Annotated in this window: 20 protein-coding genes and 1 riboswitch; of the genes, 9 read left to right on the top strand and 11 right to left on the bottom strand. The window is 54.9% G+C overall.

Annotated features, from left to right (window positions below):
• Positions 1 to 91 precede the first annotated feature (91 nt).
• Positions 92 to 1,054, top strand: a complete 963-nt coding sequence (locus tag R70723_RS01830; RefSeq protein ID WP_039869302.1) for an L-lactate dehydrogenase — start codon at positions 92 to 94, stop codon at positions 1,052 to 1,054.
• A gap of 84 nt (positions 1,055 to 1,138) precedes the next feature.
• On the opposite strand, the gene R70723_RS01825 is transcribed toward R70723_RS01830, so the two are convergent.
• A complete protein-coding gene (locus R70723_RS01825) occupies positions 1,139 to 3,157 on the bottom strand; it encodes a methyl-accepting chemotaxis protein (protein ID WP_231574811.1) in 2,019 nt (672 codons plus the stop codon).
• A 310-nt stretch (positions 3,158 to 3,467) separates the two neighbouring features.
• On the opposite strand from R70723_RS01825, the gene R70723_RS01820 reads away from it, so the two are divergent.
• Positions 3,468 to 4,487: a cation diffusion facilitator family transporter gene (locus R70723_RS01820; RefSeq protein WP_076418376.1), complete on the top strand. Its 1,020-nt coding sequence runs from the start codon at positions 3,468 to 3,470 to the stop codon at positions 4,485 to 4,487.
• Positions 4,488 to 4,557: 70 nt separating this feature from the next.
• Here the strand turns inward: R70723_RS01820 and R70723_RS01815 are convergent, their stop codons facing one another.
• The 8 genes from R70723_RS01815 to R70723_RS01780 all read right to left on the bottom strand — a co-directional run bounded on the left by R70723_RS01815 (position 4,558) and on the right by R70723_RS01780 (position 11,408).
• Complete coding sequence (locus R70723_RS01815) at positions 4,558 to 4,923, bottom strand: ArsR/SmtB family transcription factor (RefSeq protein WP_039869300.1); 366 nt, start codon at positions 4,921 to 4,923, stop codon at positions 4,558 to 4,560.
• A gap of 172 nt (positions 4,924 to 5,095) precedes the next feature.
• On the bottom strand, positions 5,096 to 5,836 hold the full coding sequence (locus tag R70723_RS01810; RefSeq protein ID WP_039869299.1) for an ABC transporter permease: 741 nt from the start codon (positions 5,834 to 5,836) through the stop codon (positions 5,096 to 5,098).
• A 2-nt stretch (positions 5,837 to 5,838) separates the two neighbouring features.
• Positions 5,839 to 6,555 (bottom strand): ABC transporter permease, encoded by a 717-nt coding sequence (locus R70723_RS01805; protein ID WP_039869297.1) that lies wholly within the window; start codon positions 6,553 to 6,555, stop codon positions 5,839 to 5,841.
• Positions 6,552 to 7,463, bottom strand: a complete 912-nt coding sequence (locus tag R70723_RS01800; protein WP_039869295.1) for an ABC transporter ATP-binding protein — start codon at positions 7,461 to 7,463, stop codon at positions 6,552 to 6,554. The genes R70723_RS01805 and R70723_RS01800 overlap by 4 nt, the downstream gene beginning before the upstream one ends.
• 61 nt (positions 7,464 to 7,524) lie before the next feature.
• A complete protein-coding gene (locus R70723_RS01795; protein WP_039869293.1) occupies positions 7,525 to 8,970 on the bottom strand; it encodes a sensor histidine kinase in 1,446 nt (481 codons plus the stop codon).
• Positions 8,967 to 9,641, bottom strand: coding sequence for a response regulator transcription factor (locus R70723_RS01790; protein ID WP_039869291.1), 675 nt, complete (start codon positions 9,639 to 9,641; stop codon positions 8,967 to 8,969). Before R70723_RS01790 ends, R70723_RS01795 begins: the two co-directional genes overlap by 4 nt.
• A gap of 103 nt (positions 9,642 to 9,744) precedes the next feature.
• The gene (locus R70723_RS01785; RefSeq protein WP_039869289.1) at positions 9,745 to 10,782 is read right to left on the bottom strand and encodes an EAL domain-containing protein; all 1,038 of its coding nucleotides are present in this window, start codon (positions 10,780 to 10,782) and stop codon (positions 9,745 to 9,747) included.
• 188 nt (positions 10,783 to 10,970) lie between these two features.
• Complete coding sequence (locus R70723_RS01780; RefSeq protein ID WP_039869287.1) at positions 10,971 to 11,408, bottom strand: pyridoxamine 5'-phosphate oxidase family protein; 438 nt, start codon at positions 11,406 to 11,408, stop codon at positions 10,971 to 10,973.
• 237 nt (positions 11,409 to 11,645) lie between these two features.
• On the opposite strand from R70723_RS01780, the gene R70723_RS01775 reads away from it, so the two are divergent.
• The 7 genes from R70723_RS01775 (at position 11,646) to R70723_RS01745 (ending at position 18,603) form a co-directional block, all read left to right on the top strand.
• Positions 11,646 to 13,103 carry a hypothetical protein gene (locus R70723_RS01775; RefSeq protein ID WP_047171000.1) on the top strand — a complete coding sequence of 486 codons (1,458 nt, stop codon included), beginning with the start codon at positions 11,646 to 11,648 and terminating at the stop codon, positions 13,101 to 13,103.
• A gap of 71 nt (positions 13,104 to 13,174) precedes the next feature.
• Positions 13,175 to 13,285, top strand: a riboswitch (TPP riboswitch).
• A 127-nt stretch (positions 13,286 to 13,412) separates the two neighbouring features.
• A complete protein-coding gene (locus tag R70723_RS01770) occupies positions 13,413 to 14,477 on the top strand; it encodes an ABC transporter substrate-binding protein (RefSeq protein WP_039869286.1) in 1,065 nt (354 codons plus the stop codon).
• A gap of 57 nt (positions 14,478 to 14,534) precedes the next feature.
• Positions 14,535 to 14,825 carry a thiamine-binding protein gene (locus tag R70723_RS01765; protein WP_039869285.1) on the top strand — a complete coding sequence of 97 codons (291 nt, stop codon included), beginning with the start codon at positions 14,535 to 14,537 and terminating at the stop codon, positions 14,823 to 14,825.
• Complete coding sequence (locus R70723_RS01760) at positions 14,822 to 15,583, top strand: ABC transporter permease (RefSeq protein ID WP_039869284.1); 762 nt, start codon at positions 14,822 to 14,824, stop codon at positions 15,581 to 15,583. Before R70723_RS01765 ends, R70723_RS01760 begins: the two co-directional genes overlap by 4 nt.
• 350 nt (positions 15,584 to 15,933) lie before the next feature.
• Positions 15,934 to 16,944 (top strand): ABC transporter ATP-binding protein, encoded by a 1,011-nt coding sequence (locus R70723_RS01755; protein ID WP_305954255.1) that lies wholly within the window; start codon positions 15,934 to 15,936, stop codon positions 16,942 to 16,944.
• A gap of 205 nt (positions 16,945 to 17,149) precedes the next feature.
• Positions 17,150 to 18,031 carry a helix-turn-helix transcriptional regulator gene (locus tag R70723_RS01750; protein ID WP_039869283.1) on the top strand — a complete coding sequence of 294 codons (882 nt, stop codon included), beginning with the start codon at positions 17,150 to 17,152 and terminating at the stop codon, positions 18,029 to 18,031.
• A 5-nt stretch (positions 18,032 to 18,036) separates the two neighbouring features.
• Positions 18,037 to 18,603: a DUF5823 family protein gene (locus R70723_RS01745; RefSeq protein WP_039869281.1), complete on the top strand. Its 567-nt coding sequence runs from the start codon at positions 18,037 to 18,039 to the stop codon at positions 18,601 to 18,603.
• Positions 18,604 to 18,660: 57 nt separating this feature from the next.
• Here R70723_RS01745 and nfsA read toward each other — a convergent pair whose 3' ends face one another.
• Positions 18,661 to 19,440, bottom strand: a complete 780-nt coding sequence (gene nfsA / locus R70723_RS01740) for an oxygen-insensitive NADPH nitroreductase (protein ID WP_047170999.1) — start codon at positions 19,438 to 19,440, stop codon at positions 18,661 to 18,663.
• Positions 19,441 to 19,468: 28 nt separating this feature from the next.
• Entirely contained in the window at positions 19,469 to 21,922 is a 2,454-nt protein-coding gene (locus R70723_RS01735) for a heavy metal translocating P-type ATPase (RefSeq protein WP_039869280.1), read from the bottom strand.
• Positions 21,923 to 21,957: the final 35 nt, after the last annotated feature.

The raw sequence follows: 21,957 nt of genomic DNA, 5'->3' as shown, positions 1-21,957 counted from the left end.
CGATAAGATCAGGTAAAATAAACATATACTTAACCTTCGGCTTTCACAGGGAGGGACCGGGTATTACTTTTAGAGAGTGAGGATAAGGCAATTGAAAACAAAATCGAGAAAAGTGGCAATCGTCGGCTCCGGCAATGTCGGCTCCAGCTGTGCCTATTCCATGGTCAACCAGGCGATATGCGATGAGATCATGATGGTTGACCGTACGTATGACCGCGCCCTGGCACAAGCACTTGATCTTTCGCACTGCATGGAATTTACAGGAACCCGGACTAAGGTCTATGCCGGGACTGCCAGCGATTGCGGCAGCATGGATGTGGTTATCCTCACGGCAGGCGCGAATCCCCAGCCCGGACAGACAAGGCTGGATGTGCTTGACGCAGCCGCTGTCATCACCAGAGAGATTACCACCGAGATCATGGCCAGCGGCTTTGACGGTATTTTTGTTATAGCAGCGAATCCGGTTGATATCGTCACATATATGGTATGGAAAATTTCCGGGCTGCCGCGCCATCGTATTATCGGAACCGGCACCTCGATAGACTCCTCCCGCCTGAAGACGCTGCTCTCCGAGGTATTCTCCATTGACCCGCGCAGCGTCAACGGCTATGCGCTCGGCGAGCACGGCGAATCACAGTTCGTCGCCTGGTCACATGTCACGATCGGCGGCAAGCCGCTGCTGCAGATTATGGAGCAGCACCGCGAGCGGTTCAGCGGACTTGATCTTGATGATCTTGCCCGCAAGACCAAGGATGCCGGCTGGGAGATATTCACCCGCAAGGGCTCGACCCATTTCGGGATCGGCAGCGCGCTGGCTTACATCACCCGCTCCATCCTGAATGATGAACACAAGATCATCGCCGTCTCAGCCATCCTCGATGGTGAATACAGCCAGACCGGGGTATGTGCCGGCGTGCCGGCCATCGTTAGCGGGGGCGGCATCCAGGAGCTGCTGGAGCTGAATCTAAGTGCGCAGGAAGCCGCCCGTTTCAATGCCTCCTGCGACATCATCCGCGCAGGAATCGGAAGCCTGCAGCTGGAGGAGACTGTGTAGACTCCTCCGGGTAACAGCAAGAACCCCCTCGGTGCATAGCGCAGCAGCTGCTATGCGGAGGGGGTTCTCTTTTCTATTATCAGCTTAACGGTATCTGCCGACTTCTTCCTTCAGCTCAGCCATCATGGCTGTGAGGGCTTCCGCCTCAGACACCACCTTGCCCATCAGCTCTTTCTGCTCTACCGAGGCTTCAGCAACGAGCTCGGCATTCTCCGCAGAGGCTTTGGCAATGGTCAGCATGTCGGTAACCGATGCCGTAATCTCCTCGGTGCCTGCTGACATTTCTTCGTTAATAGCCGATACATCCTGAATCTGCAGGGCAACCTCGCGCATGGAGGAACGGATATGCTCGAAGGAAGCTCCGACATGGTCCATCTTGTCCATTCCGTCGCCGATTTCGGCAATGCTCTTCTCCATGGATGCTGCGGCGTTTGCCGTTGAGGTCTGAATCTGCCGGATCAGCTCGACAATATGCACGATGGACGTATTCGTACGCTCAGCCAGCTTCTTCACTTCGTTCGCCACAACACCGAAGCCGCGGCCGTGCTCACCCGCTCTGGCAGCCTCGATGGAGGCATTCAGCGACAGCAGTCCGGTCTGGTTGGATATTTCAGAAATGACATCGACAATCTGTCCGATCTGCCCGGACTGCTCAGTCAGGGTTGCAATCAGCTCAGAGGTCTGGCCGGCAGCGGCACTGATTACCTTCATCTGCTCAAGCGTCGACTGAATACCCAGATAACCGTTTTCCACTTCCTTGTTCACAGTCTCCGCCTGATCGGATACATTAACGGAGGACTCAGCAATCCGCTGCAGACCGATTGCCATTTCTTCCGTAGCCCGTGCAGACTGCTCCGAGCCCTTGAACTGCTCCTCCATACCGTGAGCCACTTCCTTGATGACTTCGGCAATCTCCGCCGAGGTATTAGAGGAATCGTTGGCATATCTGAGCAGGCCTTTCGACGAGATTGCCACTTCAGCCACTGCAGCGTCAATCATGCCGACAATGCCGGAAAGAGATTCAATCATTTCATTGATGCCTTTACTCATCTGGCCGATTTCATCGTTTGAGGTGACTTCTACCCTTTCAGTTAAGTGGCCTTCCGCTACCTTTTTCACTACCCGGGAGACGGCTGTCACAGGTTTTACCATCAGCTTGGTCAGGTAGAGCGCCAGTAATACAACAGCCAGGATCACAATAACCAGGAAGATAACAGCAATCGTCTGTGCTGAATTTACCTTTGCGTAGATTTCACTTTCAGGCACGTTAATCATCAGCTTCCAGGTGGTACCCGGAACATTCTGGTAATAAGTGATGATCGTTTTGCCTTCTTCGCCTTTATAGGTTTCGGAGCCGCTCTCACCCGCCAGCATTCTTTCGAGCGCTGCCTTCATGTCTGTTCCGCCGGCGTATTCCGCAATATTTTTTCCGATACGCTGTGAATCATAGTGGGCATAATACGTACCGTCACCAGATACAACATATCCGTAGCCGCTGTCAGCCACCTTGATATCCTTGCTCATCTCAATCATCATCTCGGGTGTAACCGAGAATGCTATAGCACCGGCGAACTGCTTGTCTGCACCGGCAACAGGAACCACTATTGAAATAACATACTTGGCTAAGGGCTCCAGGTAGGTCATATCTGCCACAGCCGGCTGCATAGTCTCTTTTGCCTTCAGAAAATAGTCCGCTGTCCCCATCTCTGCAGTCAGACCGAGCATATTCGTCAGCAGTCCGTCTTTATTAATCACGCTGTAGCCCTCGGACTGTCTGTCACTGTCCTCGAGTACCTTAATGGCCGGGAAGATGGTATCCGGGTTTGAAGTGTTGAATTCGGGATGCTGGGCAGCCAGCTCCTGCACCGCCGAGGTTTTGGACATCAGCCATTCATTAAGACGGGAGGTGTTCATTTCCAGGATCGTCTTTGCGTTTGCTTCGCTGTCCTCTTTGGTCACTCCTCCGAAATAGGTTGTAAAAAAGAGGGTAGAACCGAGCAACGGTATAATCGATATGGCCAAAATAATCAGAGACCATTTACGCTGCATTGAGGCCGTTTTCCGCGTTTTCAATTTCATTTTCATTTTTGTCCAAAGCTTCACTTCATTTTCCACCTTAAGTCCTCCCAGCAGTATTAGTTAACAGCTTCCATTTGCTGTAAAACCCTACTGTTATATCGGCAAGAACAGACAATTTCCATTATATTTAGCGCAAAAAATAAGACCTAAGTCCCACAATTTGGAATGTAAAAAGAATTTTTTTCATGTTTATTCATTTATTTAATGTGCAGATAAAATCAGTTTATAAAAAGAATGGAACTTATAAAAGTGATTTCTTGCATTTCTGCTGTAACAGGAATATTATTAACATATGAGCAGTTATTCATATGTTTTTTCAGAAAGGGGTCTCTTTATGAGTCAGCAACGCCACAGTCACGACGGGTCTGATCAAGGCCATGTACATGAAAAAGGCAGCACCCGTCATACTCAGGGGCACAGCCATACGGGTCACGATCATGCAGGCCATACACACGCTCACGGGCACTCTCACTCGCACTCGCATGCCCCGGCAGACCGTAAGGGCCTGCTGATCGCTCTAATTATTACAGGCGGCATCATGCTGCTTGAATTTTTCGGCGGCCTGGTTACCAACAGCCTTGCGCTGCTGTCTGACTCGGGACATATGCTCAGTGATACCGCCTCGCTGGCCCTAAGCCTGGTTGCGATGATTTTTGCCGTCAGACCGGCCTCTTCCAGGAATACCTACGGCTTCTACAGATTCGAAATTATGGCTGCCCTGTTCAACGGGGTTACGCTGTTCATCATTGCCGGATTTATTATGTGGGAGGCCTTCAAGCGAATCGGCTCCCCTCCGGAGGTGGCCAGCGGGACTATGATGGTAATTGCCGCAGTCGGTCTGCTTGCCAACCTGTTAAGTGCATGGTCACTGATGCGTAAGGGCAGCGGGCATGATAATATCAATATCCGCAGCGCCTACCTACATATTATAAGCGACGCCCTCGGCTCTGTCGGTGCTCTGCTGGCCGGGCTGATCATGTCCCTGTTCTCCTGGTACCTCGCTGACCCGATCATCAGTGTAGTTGTAGCCCTGCTGATTCTGCGGAGTGCCTGGGGCGTGGTGAAGCAGGCTTTTCATATCCTGATGGAGGGAGCCCCGGATTCTGTGGATACAGCGGCAGTCCATAGCGCACTCCTCGGGCTTGACGGGGTCATCGATGTCCATGATCTCCATATCTGGAGCATCACCTCCGGGCTGGATGCGCTCAGCGGCCATGTGCTGATAGAGGAGCACTGCAGCCACCAGGATATTCTGCAGCAGGCTGTCCGGCTGATCGAGCAGCAATTCGGCATCCGGCATATTACTCTGCAGGTGGAGAATTCCGCAATGCAGCACAGGGATTTGCCGGTATAGCCCTTATGTTAATACAAACAACCGTCCCGGGGCCAAGTGACCCAAGGACGGTTGTTTGTGTTCAGCCGATCTATTCGTGCCGGATATGCTCATGCGTCTGCAGAAAAATCTGCTCGACATGCGCGTCGTTCAGCGAATAATATACTGTTTTGCCTTCTTTGCGGCGCTTCACAATCCGCAGGTTGCGCAAATAACGGAGCTGATGGGATACCGCCGATTGCCCCATATCCAGAATGGAGGACAAATCGTGCACGCACAGCTCCCGCTGTGATAAGGCATAGATCAGCCGTACCCGGGTCGGATCACCAAGCGCCTTGAACATCTCGGCCATTTTGTCCGTGGTTCCCCGGTCCGGCAGAGTAAGAGCCTCTGTCTCCAGCCCCAGCTCTGAACCATTGCATGTATTGTCGCATTCTTCAAGTGCTGCCGGCTCCATGCTTCCGCCCTCCCTAGTTAGCTTCCTCCGGTATCACCGGTCCTTAATCAGATTCTCTACGATTAATTATAGAAAAAATGACAGACAATGTCCATTAGCAGGCTTTGGGCGGGCGCTTAACAGGGCGGAGACAGGCATGTCTTACAATGGTCCTGCAGCATATAAAGGCAGATTACACCGCCTTGCGCCGGAAAGCCAGAAGGCCGGCTCCCAGGAACACAATCAGGCTGACGGATACTACCAGCATCAGCGTCTGCGCAGGGAGAGCGAACGCCCCGAAATCCTCGCCCCCGAAGGGGGACATGGCCAGCAGCGGCTGGGCCCAGGGATAGTATGGGCCGTATGTGGCTGAATTGACAATCAGCATGTTAGGCAGTGTCAGGCTTACATTAAGCGCCAGCGGCGCGCCGAAGCTGCTCCAGCCCTGGGATACGCCAAGCTGCAGCGCCGCAAGAGGCAGACAGGCAAACCAGCCGCCGAGCAGGCTGGAGAGCAGCAGCGGCCAGGGCACAGCCCCTTCCGCTTCGCGGTACAGGCCGATGCCCAGCAGGGCAATAAGAAAGGCCAGCTGGACGCAAGCCAGCAGCGTCATAATGATTATAAACTTAGCAAGGTACATGGATGTCCGTGTTACAGGAAGAGACAGCATCAGCTTCCAGCCGCCGTCACTGTGCTCGGCCCGGCAGATGAGCGCCGCAAAGAGCCCTGTGAGTACAGGAAGAAATAATAAGGCATGCATCAGTGACATAACGCTCAGCAGCACCTGCCAGGATGTTGCCCCACCGTCCTGCCGGATATCGGCCAGCGCCCCTACCGGCAGCGCTATCAAGGGGCTGATAATCACCAGCAGCCAGATAAAGGACCCCGACAGCTTCAGCCTTTCTGCTGAGAGGATTCTCATAAAGCTCCGCATCTTCAGTCCACATCCTTTCTGGCAAAATGAACGGCTCCCGGCAGGATCATCAGCAGGCCAAGCACCAGGCCCGATGCGATGAACAGCCATGGCGACTCAGCCTCCCAGGCAAGGGAAGGCCAGTTAAGCGGCATCCATTCTGACAGATACATGGAAAAGAGACTGAGCAGTGACAGTGTAATCCCGACAGCCACCGGAAAGGTCTGATTGCGGCTGGATAAAGAGAGCCATAGCTGCAGTGCAATGATCGGGAGTGCCCCGGCATAGGAGGCGAAGCCCAGCCTCAGGATGTCTGCATAAGGAATCGTCTGGGAGCCGAAGCCGAGCAGCAGACCCAGAGCCAGTGTTCCTGCAGACAGCAGCAGGCAGGAGCAGACCAGCAGCAGCAGGCATAACAGCAGCTTAGCCATATATACGGCGGTCCGCGAGACCGGAAGTGCCAGCAGCTGCTTCCATGAGCTCATCTGATGCTCAACATTCGCTATCAGGGAGCAGACCAGCGTCCCGCCCAGATACAGGGCAATCGGAACGAAGCCAGCTACGTTGCCAAGCAGCCCGGCCCACAAATCCGCCTGATACTGCTCCTTCAGATAGTCATAACGGAGCCCAAAGTTCAGCCCCTGCATCGCCGTAAGCCCCAGCGGGCCCAGAAAAACAAGAAACCATAGACCTTTGCCGCGAATTTTCAGCCAGTCTGCCGACAAAGCCCGCCACATCATGATACGCCTCCCTCAACAACCTGCAGGAAAAACTGCTCCAGTGACTGCCTGTGCTCCTCCACCCGGTATACGGCATGCCCGTTCTCCACCAGCTCTTTAATCAGCAGCGCTACCCTGGCGTCGCTCATCCGGGGCAGAACAACCCGGCTCTCCTCCAGCGTGCCTCCGCAGCCCCGCCGCTTTGCCAGCTCCAGCGCAGCCTCCGGCTCAGAGACGGCCAGCCGCAGATCTCCGGCCGCCTGCTCCTGAAGATGGGCAATCGTGTCCTGGTAGACCATGCTACCCTGGCGGATAATGCCGACGGTGTCAGCCATCTGCTCAATTTCACTGAGCAGATGACTGGAGACAAGCACTGTAATCCCGTACTCGGCAGGAAGGCGCTTGATCAGCGATCTGATCTCCTGTATGCCGGAAGGATCGAGCCCGTTTGTCGGCTCGTCCAGAATCAGCAGCTCCGGACTGCCCAGCAGCGCGGCGGCAATGCCCAGCCGCTGCTTCATGCCGAGCGAGAAGCCCTTGACCGGCCGCTTTTCTTCACCGGTCAGGGAGACAACGTCCAATACCTCGGCTATCCGTGCCTTGGGCACATCCAGGATCCGGCGGATCGCCTCCAGATTGTCTGCAGCACTCAGATGCCCATAGTAAGACGGGGACTCAACCAGCGAGCCTACCTGGCGCAGAATTTGCAGCTTATGCTTCCGCAGCTCCTTGCCGAACACTTCAATCCTGCCGGAGGTCGGCTGGATAAGCCCCAGCAGCATACGGATCGTTGTTGTTTTGCCGGCGCCGTTCGGTCCGAGGAAGCCGTAGATTTCTCCCCGGCCGATGTTCAGATCCAAATGCTCCACGGCGGCCCGGCCGCGGTATACTTTTCTCAAGCCGTTCGTTTTGATTACTGTTGATTTCATTAGTCGTTCACCTCGGTACTCAGCATAACGCCCCGAGGTTAAAGCAGCGGCAGCAGCAAGTTTAAATTTTGTTTAAATTTTGCTCCTGCGGCAGATAGAGTATTACGGAGGTTCCCTGCGGGGAGCTGTCTGTCTTCCAGGCAAGCTCCATCTGCTGCAGCAGCAAACTGACGATGGACAGGCCGAGTCCTGCACCTGCCGATTCTGATGTGCCGCCCATCCCCTTGCCCTTATCCGAAATAATAACAACGGGGCTGCCGTCCCGGATGTCTGTATGAACTCCGACGTAATGCCCGCTGCGCGCATGGCGCACAATATTCTGGAAGAGATTATCGAGAATCCGCCGGAACCAGACCTCATCAATAACCCGGTACAGCGGCTCACTCTCCAGCTCAATGTCAACTTCAAAGCCTTCCTTCTCCCATAGGGGATACCAGGCGGCGGCACTTTCCCGCACAATCCGCAGCACATCCTTACGTTCAGCCTTAAAAGTCAGCCGGCCGCTGGTAAGCAGGTTATACGACAGCAGGTTATCAATCAGTCCGCTGAGGCTCTCCATCCGCTCATCCATCAGCGCAACGGATTCCTGCCCGCGCTGCGACAGAGCCTCCTTGCCCAGGACATGGAGATGGCTGCGGATCACGGTCAGCGGGGTGCGCAGATCATGCGACAGGTTGGCCACCAGCTGCTTGCGCAACCCTTCTTCCTCGGCCTCACGGCGGCGGCTGACTGAAAGCTCCGCTACCATGTAATTGAAGGCCTCCTCCAGCCGGCCGATTTCATCCGCTTTGCCGGGTTCGATCGGCTCGGGGATTCCGGCTCCTCCTGTAAAGCTCATCGCTGTCTGCAGACGCAGCAGGCGTTTGCGGATTCCGGTGAAGAACAGCCAGGAGCTGGCGATGAACAGGGCAAAAAAGATCAGCAAAAACAGGATATACCATGAGCCCAGGCTCTGGAACCGGTAAGCTTCCGTAATCTTAGCCGGAATCTGCATCACCATGAAGCCTTCACCGGCATCCGCACGGTCACCTACAAAGGCGACAATGGCCAGCGGCCGCTGCAGCGCAGCCTCCTTCATAAAGGCTATCGCTTCAGGTGCACTCCACTGCGCAGGTATCCTGTCTGTACCCAGCTGCTCCTTAAGCTGCGGATCCTTCGGCGAATGAATCATCCGGGTCTGCCCCTGCCTGTCCACCCAGAATACTGCAGCCAGCGGATAGCTGCCGCTCAGCTCCTTGAGCCGGCGGTCGACCGCTTCCACAGTCTGCCCGGCCAGCTCCAGCGCCTCCTGATGCCATTGCCTCTCCAGCGCATTGATATTGGAGTACTGCTCATATTCCTCCGGCGGCTTGTCGGCTGTCGCCATATTGAACAGATTATAGCCCGCAAAGGTAAGCGGAATCCCGACAGGGATGAACAGCAGTGCAGCCATAATAATCAGCAGATAACGGGACTGCAGGGATTGCAGCGATTGCTTCCGCCCTTTCAGGCTCTTCCGCCTGCTCATGCCCTTACCCGGTAGCCGATGCCGCGGATCGTCTCAATAATCTCCGGTGCAGCCGGGTCAAGCTCCAGCTTCTCGCGCAAATAGCGGATATGCACCATCAGTGTCTTGTCCCCTTCAATATAGGCCTCGCCCCAGACAGCCTCATAGATCTGCTCCTTGGTCAGGATCTGCCCGAGATGGCGCAGCATAAAGGTAAAGATCTGAAACTGCTTGCCGGTGAGCAGAATTTCACGGCCCGTGGCAGCCTCGTGAATGACATTGTTCCCCTCATACACGATAAGATGCTTCAGAACAAGCGCTGCCGGCTCGGCAGCACCGGTGCGCCGCAAAAGCACCTCAATTCTGGCAGCCAGCTCATCGGGATGAAACGGCTTTGTCAAATAATCATCCGCGAACTCCAGCCCCTGCAGCTTGTCGTCTATAGAGGTGCGGGCGGATAACATCAGCACCGGCAAGTTGGGATAGGCCCGCTTCAGCCGCTGACCGACGGTGAAGCCGTCAAGCCCGGGCAGCATGACATCCAGAACAGCCAGCTGGCAGCCTGCTGCCGCCTCTACGGCGCCTTCGCCGCTCTCCAGCCAGCGGACCGCATACTTTCTTTCCCGTAAATCTGCTGATACCGCATTACCGATATCCCGGTCATCTTCCACATACAGCAGTGTAATGCTCATAGTACCTCCGTTTCTTTTATCCGGAATTGTCCGATTTCGCAAATAATCCCCGGGCAGGCGGATAAATCTGCGCCAGCTCCGGGGAATATGTACATCCTGCTTATTATGCGCTGAACCCGAAATGTGCCGGCGGCTTGTCCTGCGGTTTGCCGAAGAGATAGCCCTGGGCCAGCTCAATGCCGATATCCCGGCAATACTGGAATTCTTCGCGCCGTTCAATGCCTTCGGCCAGCACACTGGCCCCGAAGGATCCGGCACGGCTGACGATATCGTGAATCGTCTTTTGCTTGCGTGCATCCTGATCACAGTAGCTGATCAGATTACGGTCAATCTTTACATAATCCGGCTGGAGGCTGGACATGACCTCAACGGTCGAGTATCCGGCGCCGACATCATCCAGCGCGACCCGCATTCCCTGTCTCCGGTATTCGGCGAAAATCGCCTGCAGATGCCCCATGTTACTGATCTTCTCTGTCTCCACCACCTCGAACACAAAATCCTCCGGGTCCTGATCCAGCCGGGCAATCGTCTCAAAGGTGTGGGTCAGACAAAAATTAGGATTATAAATGGAAGACGGCAAAAAATTAACGAAACGCTTGATGCCTCTCGGCAGCAGTCTCGCACTGGTCTCAATCGCTGAAATCCGTGCAGCACGGTCCAGGAAGGAATGAAAGCCGGTCTGACGGGCAATTTCAAACAGCTCGTAGGGCTGAAAGGCGCTCCCTTCAGGAAGCGGACGCAGCAGCAGCTCAAAGCCGACAATCTCTTCAGAAAAATCTACAATAGGCTGCAGGTGGCTGGTAAAATCATGATTGGAAATGATGGAGATAAGATTGTCATTGGCAAATCTTATTTCTAACTGCTCCAGGGAAACCCAGCGCTCTGCCGTCAGGCTGCCTGACTTGCCGCTTATACAAAGCTTCAGCGATGTATCCGTCTGCTTCTGCAGGATATCCAGCAGCTTCAGCAGCTCAAAAAGCGCCTCTCTCGAAGCATAGGGAATCGTTCCCGTATTCTTCACCCCTGTGAACTCTACTCCTGAAGATCTTAAAGCGGAGGCAAGCACAAAGGTACACGGCATAAACCGGATTTGTCCCTCATCCTCCACCGGCTCTATCGCAGAGCAGTCCCTACAGTTCATAGACATCCTCCCTCGCATCAAATGTCGAACCTTTAGTGTAGCCATTATATCATGATTTGCCAATTTTCAACTATGCGCCGGCGTAAAATGACAGCCTTATCCTATCCCTGCAAAAAGCCACCTGCAGAGCCGGGTGGCTGCAGGTGGCTGGTGGTCGTAGCTGCTAAATCCGCCTGTGCCGGAAGCTGTTATCTCCCTGCCGAAACGGATGGCTGCCATACGCCATGCTCTTTATTTTTGCCCATATACTCAATCCGTGTCGGCTTCAGCTCAAGCACCACATAATCCGGATCCTCCGGTCCCTTGAACCATTCCTCCAGTGACTTGCTCCAGACCTTTGTGCGCAGGCTGTCGTCTTTGCTGACATCTACCGTGGCTTCAATCTCAAGCACATCCTTGCCGCCGCCCTGCTCATATCCAAGCAGCAGAAAAGCATTCGGGTTGTCCTTCAGCTCCTCCACCTTGTGTGTTTTGCGATTGGTAGCCAGATAAATATTCAGTCCGTCATGAAATACCGCCATATAACGCACCTTAGGTTTGTTGCCGGCTTCGATCGTGCCGAAGGACCCGAACTTGTTGTCATCCAGCGCCTTGATGATAGTCTGCTCCAGCTCATTGTTATTCATTGACGAAATAGCTCCTTTCAGAAATCACGCAGATATATATTTATATATCCGCATTCACAGTTTGGATTTATCATACAATTAATTGTGCTTACTATAGTGTACCCCCTTCAATCACATTGAATCCGGGACAAAACGATGAACGGACACCGCTGTGCCGGCTCCGCTTAGCGTGGCTGTCTGCAGGTTAGGGTAATACTACACATACTGATATTCTGAAAAATAAGGTGGTACCTGCTTATGACTAAGGTTTTCGCTGAATCTCCCGAACCGGCGCTACATACTGCACTGCTGCAGTTTATTTTTCCCTTCTCCATTAAAAACGGTGAGGATGACAAGCTGATCCGGCAGCTTAAGCAGGACGGCTTCACACGCTTTTTTCTGGATAACAAGGAGCTTGAGGATGCTTATTACGGAGAGGGATACTGCGTGTCACATGAAAAAATGGAGCGCAGCTACCTCCCCTTTGCAGCCCATGTGCTGTTTCCCCGGGAAAAGGATAAGGACTCCTTCCGGCGCTTCTCCAAGGCCAATGACCTTTCCTGCAGTCTGGAAATGCCCGGCCGCTCCATCGCCTTCAAGGTGCTGTCGACCGATATGTTCCTCTGCCCGTTTCAGCTGGGCTTTGTGACCATAAGGGTCCGCATTGAGGAGGATACGCTGCCGTTCAGTGTAGCTCTGGAATTCGCAGACCGGTTCCGTACACTGGAGGATGCCAACCTGCAGGATAAGGGAACCTCCGTTCAGTACGGCGATAAATCCTATGATCAGGTCGAGGATTTTGTGTTCGATTACCTCGTGCCCAGCCTGAAGCCGTTTCTGGACCAGTCAGAGCTGGACGGCGCTTACTTTGAAACCCTGCCCTTCTTTGTCGATGAGCGGATGATGGTTCAGGGATTCTACGGTTTGGAGCACGGGGATGAGGAAGAAATCGGAATAGATTTGAAGTTCCGTGCCGCCCAGCTGGACGGGCTGGACGGAAACGGCCAGCCTTATATGAGTGCCAGCAATCCGGACTATATAGCCGATTATTGCAGGGAGCACTCCTATAGCCGCTGGGGCCCTGATACCTTTTACATGACCAATGAGCAGACCTTTTGCTGTCTGAGCAAGGCTAAGCCGGAGATCGCTGTCCAGCTGGCTAACCAGATGTACGGGGAGTATTACTACGGGCTGCTGCTGAGCCTTTTTCACAAAATCGTGCTGCTGAAGCTGTCCAACCTGCATTCCCGCCTGCGCATTGACCGCGACTATGATGAGATTGAGAATCTGATCTTTCTGATCAATAAATTTTCGGCCAAATTCTATTTTATCGAGCTGATTTCGCAGTCGCAGGGCCGGGAGATTTTTTTCCAGCTGCGGAAGGTTTACGGCAATGACGCCTTGTTCGGTGAAGTGAAGATGACCCTTGACGACCTGTTCCAGTATCAGGATAAATTCCAGGCTAAACGCCGGGATACGCTGCTGATGATTCTTACTATATTTACGGTGGTCAGCGGGATTTACGGGATGAACCAGGTCATTGAGGACCTGAAGGCTCCGATTGACTGGAGCAAGCTGCTGGAATACTCACCTTTTGAGTATCTCGCGCTGTTCGTCACGTTTACAGGGATTTCAGTCAGCATTTTCATGACACTGAAGGAGCTGAGAACCAGCATCCGCAGCCGCCGCAGGAAGCGGTATTACTCCAAGGAGTAGGGAGATTGCTACTGGACAACCCCAGGCCGTGCGTCTATAATACAGCGTAGAATAAGCAATACCCGATAACTTCATAGAACCAGGGGTGCTGGAATTGGCCGGCTGAGATTGTATCCCATAAGATACTGACCCTTATACCTGATCTGGATAATGCCAGCGTAGGAATCTTTAATTGCTTCCCGGCCCCTGAGGCCGGAGCCTGCAGCCTTGCGCAACTGACTGGCGTCCCGATGAATCGGGGCGCTTTTTTGCATATCAGATTTAGAAAAGAGAAGACTAGGGATTGCTGGAAGGAGTGAATAAAGGGAAATGGGAGTCAAAAAAAGCTTGATGCTCAGCCTGACCTGCATGCTGGCCCTGGCCATTGCCGGATGCGGCAGCAACGGGGCAAACGGAGGTAACGGGGGGAACACTGCCGGAGGTAACGCTTCTCCGGAAGCTTCTGCAGGAACAGCTGCGGATGCGCCGGCTGAGCTTACCAAGATTAAGGTCGCACTGGATTGGACGCCGAACACGAATCATACCGGCCTGTATGCGGCCAAAGAGCTGGGGTATTACGAAGAGGAAGGCCTTGATGTAGAGATTGTCCAGCCGGGCGCCGCCGGAGCCGATACGATGGTGATTTCGGGCGAGGCCGCCTTCGGGATCAGCGCCCAGGAGGCACTGACGCTGGCCCGCCTGCAGAATGTGCCGCTTGTATCCGTTGCCGCCATCATTCAGCATAATACTTCCGGGTTCGCTGCACCGAAGGACCGTAATATAACATCCCCTAAGGATTTTGAAGGCAAAATCTACGGCGGCTGGGGCTCGCCGGCTGAGGAAGCAGCCATGAAGGCCATCATGGACCCGGAAGGCGGGGACGTGAAGAAGGTCAAGCAGGTGAACATCGGTGAAGCTGATTATTTCACGGCTGTGAAGCGCGATATTGATTTCGCCTGGATCTTCTATGCCTGGACCGGAATTGAGGCCGAGCTGCGCGGTGAGCCGCTGGATATGCTCTACCTCAAGGATTACGCGCCGCAGCTGGATTACTACACGCCGATCCTGACTACCAGCGAGAAGGAAATCGCCGGGCGGCCGGAGCTGGTGAAGGCCTTCCTCAAAGCGACGTCGAAGGGATACCAGTACGCGATTGACCAGCCGGAAGCGGCAGCTGATATTCTGATCAAAGCCGTGCCGGATCTTGATCCTGAGCTTGTCCTGGCCAGCCAGAAATGGCTCAGCCCCAAGTACAAGGATGACGCCGCCCGCTGGGGTGAGCAGAAGGCCGAAATCTGGCAGAATTACGCCGACTGGATGTATGACCTGAAGCTGCTGGACCAGCAGCTTGATGTAGAGGCAACGTTTACTAATGAGTTTTTGCCGGCGGAATAAAGATTATATTGAGAGCCGGCTGATATCCAATACATTATATTGAGAGGATTGATTATTGTGGCAAACACACTGCTTAGCATTCAGGTTATCCCTAAAACACCGAACGGTGAGGACTCCATTCCTTATGTAGATACAGCAATCGAAGTCATTCAGAAATCGGGCGTAAAGCATCAGGTGAACCCGCTTGAAACGACAATGGAAGGTGATATTACCGAGCTGCTCGAGGTGGTCCGCCAGATGCACGAAGCGCTCGTAGCTGCCGGCAGCCCAAGCATCATCTCCCAGATCAAAATCGCCCATAACCCGAATGGCATCAGCATGGACAAGCTGACGGAGAAATACCGGTGAGATCAGCCTTCAGGCAAATATGGCCGCCCTTAGTGGCGGTCATATTGTTTCTGGGGATCTGGCAGGCGGCGGTATCATTATTTACAATCGATCCGTTTTTTCTGCCGGGTCCGGGCGCGGTCGCCCGTGCTTCCGCGGATAATGCCGCCAGCCTCTGGTCGCACACCGCTGCGACGCTGCGCCTGACCCTGATCGGCTTTCCGATCGGCGCAGGCGTCGGGCTGATCGTAGCGCTGCTGCTGCATCTGGTGCCCTGGCTGAAACGGGCCATCTATCCGCTGCTGATCCTCAGCCAGAATGTGCCCTCCATTGCGCTCGCGCCGCTGCTGGTGATCTGGTTCGGCTTTGGCCTGATGCCGAAAATTATGCTGATCATCCTCGTCTGCTTCTTCCCCGTCGCCGTCGCTGCCATGGGCGGCCTTGCGCAGAGTGACCGGACGATGATGAACTATATGAAGATGGCGGGCGCAGGCAAGTGGAAGATCTTTACCAAGCTGGAGCTGCCAGGCTCCCTGCCCGCCCTGTTCTCCGGCCTCAAAATCTCTGCCACCTATGCCGTAATGGGCGTAATCGTCGCGGAATGGATTGGCGCTGACAAGGGACTGGGCTACTACATGCTGCTCCAGAAGTCCGCCTACCGTACAGCTAATCTCTTTGTCGCCATTGCCATCATCGTATTACTGAGTCTGGTGCTGTTCGCAATCATCGCTATAGTCGAGCGGTGGCTGGTGCGCTGGAAGCCGCGGGAATCGGAATGAGGAAGCATTCGGCCGGAGAATGCGGGTATCCGCGGGCAGCTTCGGCCGGGTATCCGCGGGCGGCTTCGGCCGGACGGAATTAGTTTGATTTTTGACAGCTATTTTGCTCCGGCCGGGGCTTAATATGAAATTAAGTTGATTTTCGACAGTTAATAGTTACCTACTGGCTTGAAACTAGCATTTCAGATGAAATTAAGTTACCTTTTTCCACCTATATGCCGAAGTTAAGCGAATTATGCGAATTTAGTTGACCTTTTTCCCACTAAAATGATCCGGGCTCTGATTTCGCATAAATATTAGGCTCAATCCGCCGCAACATACGGACTCCAACGAGAAAGGAGGTACTCTACATGTCTCACCAGTCAAAAGACGAAGAATCTATCGGGGTTACGCCCCCCCGGGGTATCCGGGGCTTGGGGGCTGCCGATGCTGCAGGCGATGCTGCACTGGAAACCGCTGCGGGCTCTGCACACTCTACTTCAGCACCGGTAGCTGCTTCCAGCAACGCTAGTTCTCCTGCTTCGGCAGCTGCTGCTGGCTCTCCAGTTCCGGCAGCTGCTGCGCCGCGCGCGGCCGGACAGGGCCTGCCGCCGGCGCTCGAAGTCAGCGGCGTCTCCAAGACGTTCAGACGCGGCCACAAGGAGACCCGCGTACTGAACGAGGTCTCCCTGACGGTCGAGCCGCAGGAGTTCGTCTCCATCCTTGGCCCGTCCGGCTGCGGCAAAAGCACCCTGTTCCACATCATCGGCGGCCTTGAGACGCCGGATACCGGAACAGTCAGCATGAACGGCCATGCCGTGACCGGGCAGCGCGGCGAGATCAGCTACATGCCGCAGCAGCCCGCGCTCTTCCCCTGGCGCAGCACCCTGGACAACGTCCTGCTCGCCGGGGAGCTGAAGGGCGAGCCGCAGGCCGCCGCACGGGAGAACGCCCGCCGCTGGCTGGCCAAGGTCGGGCTGGGCGGCTTCGAGCGGGCTTACCCGCACATGCTGTCCGGCGGTATGCAGCAGCGGGCCGCCTTCCTGCGCGCCCTGCTGGCGCCGCAGGAGCTGATGCTGCTCGACGAGCCGTTCAGCGCGCTGGATGCGCTGACGCGCAGCGACATGCAGCGCTGGCTGCTGGAGCTGTGGGAGGAGAACCGCCGCTCCGTGCTGTTCATCACCCACAACATCGAGGAGGCCCTGCTGCTGTCCAGCCGGATCTATGTCTTCTCCGGCCGTCCCGGCTCCATCCTCCACACGGTGGAGGTTCCCTTTCCCCGGCCGCGCCGTGATGAAATCACGGACACACCGGAGTTCCTGCACCTCAAACGCCAGCTGTCACAGTGGATGCGCGAGGAGCAGGCTAAAGGCAGGACATAGCAGAAGGACGGCAATCCGGCTGCACTGCCGCAACAACTCACGCTTTGTATACCACAAGCCCCGCTACCTGCTCCAGCAGGACAGCGGGGCTTTTTTGGGGCTTATAAGCCGAGCATACCGTCCTCACTCTAAAAGAAAGAAAGCAATAAATATCAAAAAAGCGCGGCCGGATTCTGATAATCTTTTACACAGAGGAGGTGAGGCATTGAGCTACACTGCTGTGATCCAAAGGACAATCGAATATATCGAGACCAATCTGCACGAAGAACTGTCGCTGGAACGCATCGCGCAATTTATCGGCTTTTCCAAATACCATTATCACCGGATATTTCAGAAGGAAGTAGGCGTGACCTTATCCGAATATATCCGCTACCGGAGAATTGCCAACGCCGCCAATATTCTGCTGTACACCGACGAAAAAATCATCGACATCGCTGTCCATTACCGGTTCGAAACCCAGGAATCGTTCACACGTGCCTTTAAAAAGCATTATCACCTGCCGCCCGGACAATACCGGACAATCATCGGCAGCCTAACCCGGCAAAAGGAGGAAACAAAAATGAAGCAGGAAGAAGCAATCAAGGGGTGGTTTCTCAGCGGAACTCATCCGTTCAATTATGCAATGGAACTGGACCGCAAGACGTTTCATAAGGGAAAGGCCTCCGGGCTTCTGAAATCGGTAACCGTTGAAGGGTTGGATGAATTCGCCACTATGATGCAGCAGTTCAAGGCAGACAAGCATCTTGGCAAGCGGATCAAGCTGTCCGGGTTTCTGAAAACAGCCGGGGTCAGCGGCTTCAGCGGCTTTTGGATGAGAATAGACAATAATCTTGGAGACATTGTGCAGTTTGACAATATGAGCAACCGGCCGGTAACCGGGGACAGCGAATGGAACCACTATGCCATCGTTCTGGACGTGCCGGACAACAGCGCCGTTGTATCCTTCGGGGTCATTCTTTCCGGACGCGGCCGCGTATGGGTGGATGAGCTGAGGTTCGAGGAAGTAGATGACAGCATCGCGGTGACAAACCTGGATTACTCGCAGGATCTGTTAGATGAGCCGGTTAATCTGTCCTTTGAGGAGTAGTATTCATGCTTACAGAGATACTCAGGGTGATCGTTAACTTCCTGATCGAGCTTTTTTCCGGAGAGCTGCCAGCGCTTTATTACACATGGATTGTGCTGCTGACTGCGGGATATGCGTTACAAATGACACTTATCTATCCTTTTTCAAAACAAGATAAAAGTTATATCGGCTATTTGGCTGAGGGTGCGGCAGGTCTTGCTGTGATTCTCCCCGCGGGTATTCTGATTTCCGAATTCTTTGCCAGCATCATTGAGGATGGCTTTATCCAGTCTTCCGGTACGGGGCACTACTTTATCTCACTTATTATCACAACCGCTTTTGTAGTTGTAGACGGCTTCAGACATCCTCTGCAAAAGATAAATCATAAAGACCGGCGCTTTCTGCTGATGCTGGCGGCAGCCCTGGCCGCGAATACCCTGAGTTTCAGCATTCTGCTGCCGTTAACCGGACCGTTCCTTGCCGTTTCCCGCTCCTTCATAGTAACGCTGATTGTTTCCATGTCCATTATTATGATGGTCCTGTATCACTTTGATCAACAAGAGCCCTCCGTTCTTTCTGAAAAAGTAAGCTAAGAAAAAGCATGGCCCCCGGCACCGCCGGTACACCATGCTTATTTAAGACAGCGGCACTTACCGCTTCATGAAGCCCTTCTCCTGCAGAAAATCCTTCAGATGCAGCCGGGCGGGCTCTGCAAGACGTTTGGCCATCATGGCAGACCAAGGCGCGCTGCTCTGCCCTCCGGTCCGTTTATGCATGTAGTCACTGCTCACCTTGTCATAGATTTCAACCTGGGCGGCAGTTTTCTCCTTGTCATAGCCGTTGTAATGCAGCACCGCAGACAGCGGCAGCCGCGGACGCAGGCCGGATTCACCGGCCGGGGTACCGAGGCACATGCCGAACACCGGATAGACCAGCTCCGGCAGGCCGAGCAGCTCGGATACAGCGGCGCTGTTGTTGCGGATTCCGCCGATGTAGACGACCCCGAGCCCCATGGACTCTGCGGCAACCGCCGCATTCTGCGCAGCCAGGGCAACGTCAACGGTGGCGACGATCAGGTTCTCTGTTGTGTCCTCATAGGTCTCTGCATCGCCCAGATGCGGGCGCACTGTCTCCTTCAGCCGGTAGAGATCAGCGCACCATACCAGAAATACCGGGCACTGCTCAATATAAGCCTGATTGCCGGAGTAGGCTGAGAGCTGAGCCTTAATCCCGGCATCGGTTACGGCAATAACGCTGTAAGCCTGCACATTGCTGGAGGTCGAGGCCATCTGCGCCGCACCGATAATGGCGGCAAGCTGCTCATCCGTTACCGGGGTGTCCAGGTACTGGCGTACCGAGGCATGCTTCATTAACAGCGACAAAGTCTCGTTATCCGGAGTGCCTGCCGCATACTGTTGTTCATCACTCATTATTATCGCTCCTTATTCCTGCCGCCGGCTACAGCTTCACCCGCTGCAGCCGCAGCGCATTGAGTACAACCGACACGGAGCTGAAGGCCATCGCTGCTCCTGCGAGCCACGGCGCCAAAAAGCCCAGTGCGGCTACCGGTATCCCAATTGTATTGTAAGCGAGCGCCCAGAACAAATTCTGCTTGATATTGCGCATGGTTCTGCGGCTCATCAGGATGGCATCGGGGATGCTCATCAGATCACCGCGCATAAGCGTAATATCCGCTGCTTCCATGGCAATGTCCGTACCGGTGCCGATTGCCATTCCGGTATCGGCCGTAGCCAGCGCCGGCGCGTCATTGATTCCGTCGCCGACCATGGCCACCTTCACCCCGCCGCTCTGCAGCCTGCGGATTTCATCCGCCTTACCTTCGGGCAGCACCTCTGCCAGCACGGTGCGGATTCCGGCCTGCCGGGCAATAGCCTCGGCAGTCAGCTTGTTGTCACCTGTAATCATGACCACCTCAATGCCCATCTCATGAAGTCTGGCTACCGCTGCCTTTGAGGTCTCCTTGATGGTATCGGCAACAGCCACAATACCGGCAACGTCTCCGTTCACCGACACCAGCATCGCCGTCTTGCCTTCCTGCTCCAGCTTCTTCATCAGCGGAGCCCACGGGCCGGGATCTGCGCCGCTCTCCTCCATCATCCGGCGGGTGCCCACCAGCACCGCAGCGCCGTCAACTACCGCCGAGATACCCCGGCCGGGTACAGCCTGGAACTGCTCTGCCGCCGGGAGCGTAAGCCCGCGCACAGCAGCGCCGGCTACAATAGCCTCGGCAAGCGGATGCTCCGAGAGCTTCTCGGCTGCAGCAGTAACTGCCAGCAGCCGGTTCTCCGCTATCTCCCTGCCGTGTGCCGGAATGCCGGTAGTGGTCAGGATATCCGTCAAAACCGGCTTACCGCTGGTAACCGTCCCCGTCTTATCCAGCACAACAATCCGGATGTCCCGGGCCGCTTCCAGATGCTCTCCGCCCTTGAACAGAATCCCGAATTCGGCAGCCCGGCCCGAGCCGGCCATAATCGAGGTCGGCGTTGCCAGGCCAAGCGCGCAGGGGCAGGCGATGACGAGCACGGCGATGGCTTTTTCCAGCGCGTCGGCAAACTGTCCGGGTGCCCCCCAGAGGTACCAGATGAAGAAGGTTACTACAGCAATACCGACCACGATTGGCACAAAAATACCGGAAATCACATCGGCAATCCGCTGAATCGGCGCCTTCGAGCCCTGCGCCTCCTCGACTACCCGGATAATCTGCGCCAGGGCGGTATCTCTGCCTACCTTGCGGGCTTCAATCTTCAGCATCCCGTTTTTGTTGACCGTAGCTCCGATTACGGTATCTCCCGGTTTCTTCTCCACAGGGATGCTCTCACCAGTCAGCATCGACTCATCCACGGAGGACAAGCCTTCAAGCACCTGGCCGTCAACCGGAATCTTCGTGCCCGGCTTCACCAGCACGATATCTCCGGGGATAACCTCTTCTACAGATATGCTGATTTCATTGCCGCTGCGGATCACCAGCGCAGTCTTGGCCTGCAAGCCCATCAGGCTGCGGATCGCGTCCGAGGAACGGCCCTTAGCCAGCGCCTCAAACCACTTGCCAACCAGAATCAGCGTAATCAGCACAGCGCTCGTTTCATAATACATGTCAACCGCATGGTCCATTCCGCTCATGCCCAGAGATTCTATAGTCAGATACAGACTGTAAAAATACGCCGCCGAGGTACCCAGCACAACCAGTACATCCATATTCGCGCTGCCGTTCTTTAGTGCCTTATAGGCACTAACATAAAACTGCCAGCCGATAATGAACTGCACCGGTGTAGCCAATACCAGCTGGAACCAGGGGTTCATCAGCAGGCCAGGCGCCGGAATCCAGGAGGTAAAGGAGAAGTGGCCCACCATCGCCCACAGCAGCGGAAAGGACAGGACCGCTGAAATAATCCACTTATTCCGCTTGCGTACAATCTCCTCGCCGCGCTGGTCCGCTGTCTCCTTGCGGTCCTGCTTCAAGGCTGCCTTATAACCGATGGCGCTGACCTTCCCCATAATATCAGCCGTGCTGACACTGCCCGGTGTAAATTCTACATGCGCGGTCTCCAGCGCCAGATTCACATTTACCGACGCAATGCCCGGCATGCGGCCGAGCACCTTCTCGATCCGCGCCGAGCAGGCGGCGCAGGTCATGCCTGTAATATCGAAATCCGCCGATTCCTTAAGTGTATCGTAACCGAGCGAACGGATCTTCTCTTCAATCTGCGGCAGCCCGGCAACCGCCGGATCATATCCCACCGTCGCCTGCTCCAGCGCGAGGTTTACATTAGCCCGCGATACCCCTTCCATCCGCGACAGCCCCTTCTCAATCCGGGCTGCACAGGCGGAGCAGGTCATGCCTGTAACCTGCAGCGTAGCCTGCTGCAGGCCCGCTTCTGCACTCTTTTCCATCTGCCAAGCACCTCCTCATACCCCCCAAGGGTATA

Origin of the sequence: Paenibacillus sp. FSL R7-0273 (assembly GCF_000758625.1) — a bacterium.
GTDB lineage: Bacteria > Bacillota > Bacilli > Paenibacillales > Paenibacillaceae > Paenibacillus_AQ.
This window is presented reverse-complemented; position numbering and strand designations above follow the sequence as displayed.

Bases quoted from the DNA above. Each gene is read 5' to 3' on its own strand.
- R70723_RS01820 (WP_076418376.1), top strand. From the start codon at position 3,468: ATGAGTCAGCAACGCCACAGTCACGACGGGTCTGATCAAGGCCATGTA.
- R70723_RS01815 (WP_039869300.1), bottom strand. From the start codon at position 4,923: ATGGAGCCGGCAGCACTTGAAGAATGCGACAATACATGCAATGGTTCA.
- R70723_RS01810 (WP_039869299.1), bottom strand. From the start codon at position 5,836: ATGCGGAGCTTTATGAGAATCCTCTCAGCAGAAAGGCTGAAGCTGTCG.
- R70723_RS01805 (WP_039869297.1), bottom strand. From the start codon at position 6,555: ATGATGTGGCGGGCTTTGTCGGCAGACTGGCTGAAAATTCGCGGCAAA.
- R70723_RS01800 (WP_039869295.1), bottom strand. From the start codon at position 7,463: ATGAAATCAACAGTAATCAAAACGAACGGCTTGAGAAAAGTATACCGC.
- R70723_RS01795 (WP_039869293.1), bottom strand. From the start codon at position 8,970: ATGAGCAGGCGGAAGAGCCTGAAAGGGCGGAAGCAATCGCTGCAATCC.
- R70723_RS01790 (WP_039869291.1), bottom strand. From the start codon at position 9,641: ATGAGCATTACACTGCTGTATGTGGAAGATGACCGGGATATCGGTAAT.
- R70723_RS01785 (WP_039869289.1), bottom strand. From the start codon at position 10,782: ATGAACTGTAGGGACTGCTCTGCGATAGAGCCGGTGGAGGATGAGGGA.
- R70723_RS01780 (WP_039869287.1), bottom strand. From the start codon at position 11,408: ATGAATAACAATGAGCTGGAGCAGACTATCATCAAGGCGCTGGATGAC.
- R70723_RS01775 (WP_047171000.1), top strand. From the start codon at position 11,646: ATGACTAAGGTTTTCGCTGAATCTCCCGAACCGGCGCTACATACTGCA.
- R70723_RS01770 (WP_039869286.1), top strand. From the start codon at position 13,413: ATGGGAGTCAAAAAAAGCTTGATGCTCAGCCTGACCTGCATGCTGGCC.
- R70723_RS01755 (WP_305954255.1), top strand. From the start codon at position 15,934: ATGTCTCACCAGTCAAAAGACGAAGAATCTATCGGGGTTACGCCCCCC.
- R70723_RS01745 (WP_039869281.1), top strand. From the start codon at position 18,037: ATGCTTACAGAGATACTCAGGGTGATCGTTAACTTCCTGATCGAGCTT.
- nfsA (WP_047170999.1), bottom strand. From the start codon at position 19,440: ATGAGTGATGAACAACAGTATGCGGCAGGCACTCCGGATAACGAGACT.
- R70723_RS01735 (WP_039869280.1), bottom strand. From the start codon at position 21,922: ATGGAAAAGAGTGCAGAAGCGGGCCTGCAGCAGGCTACGCTGCAGGTT.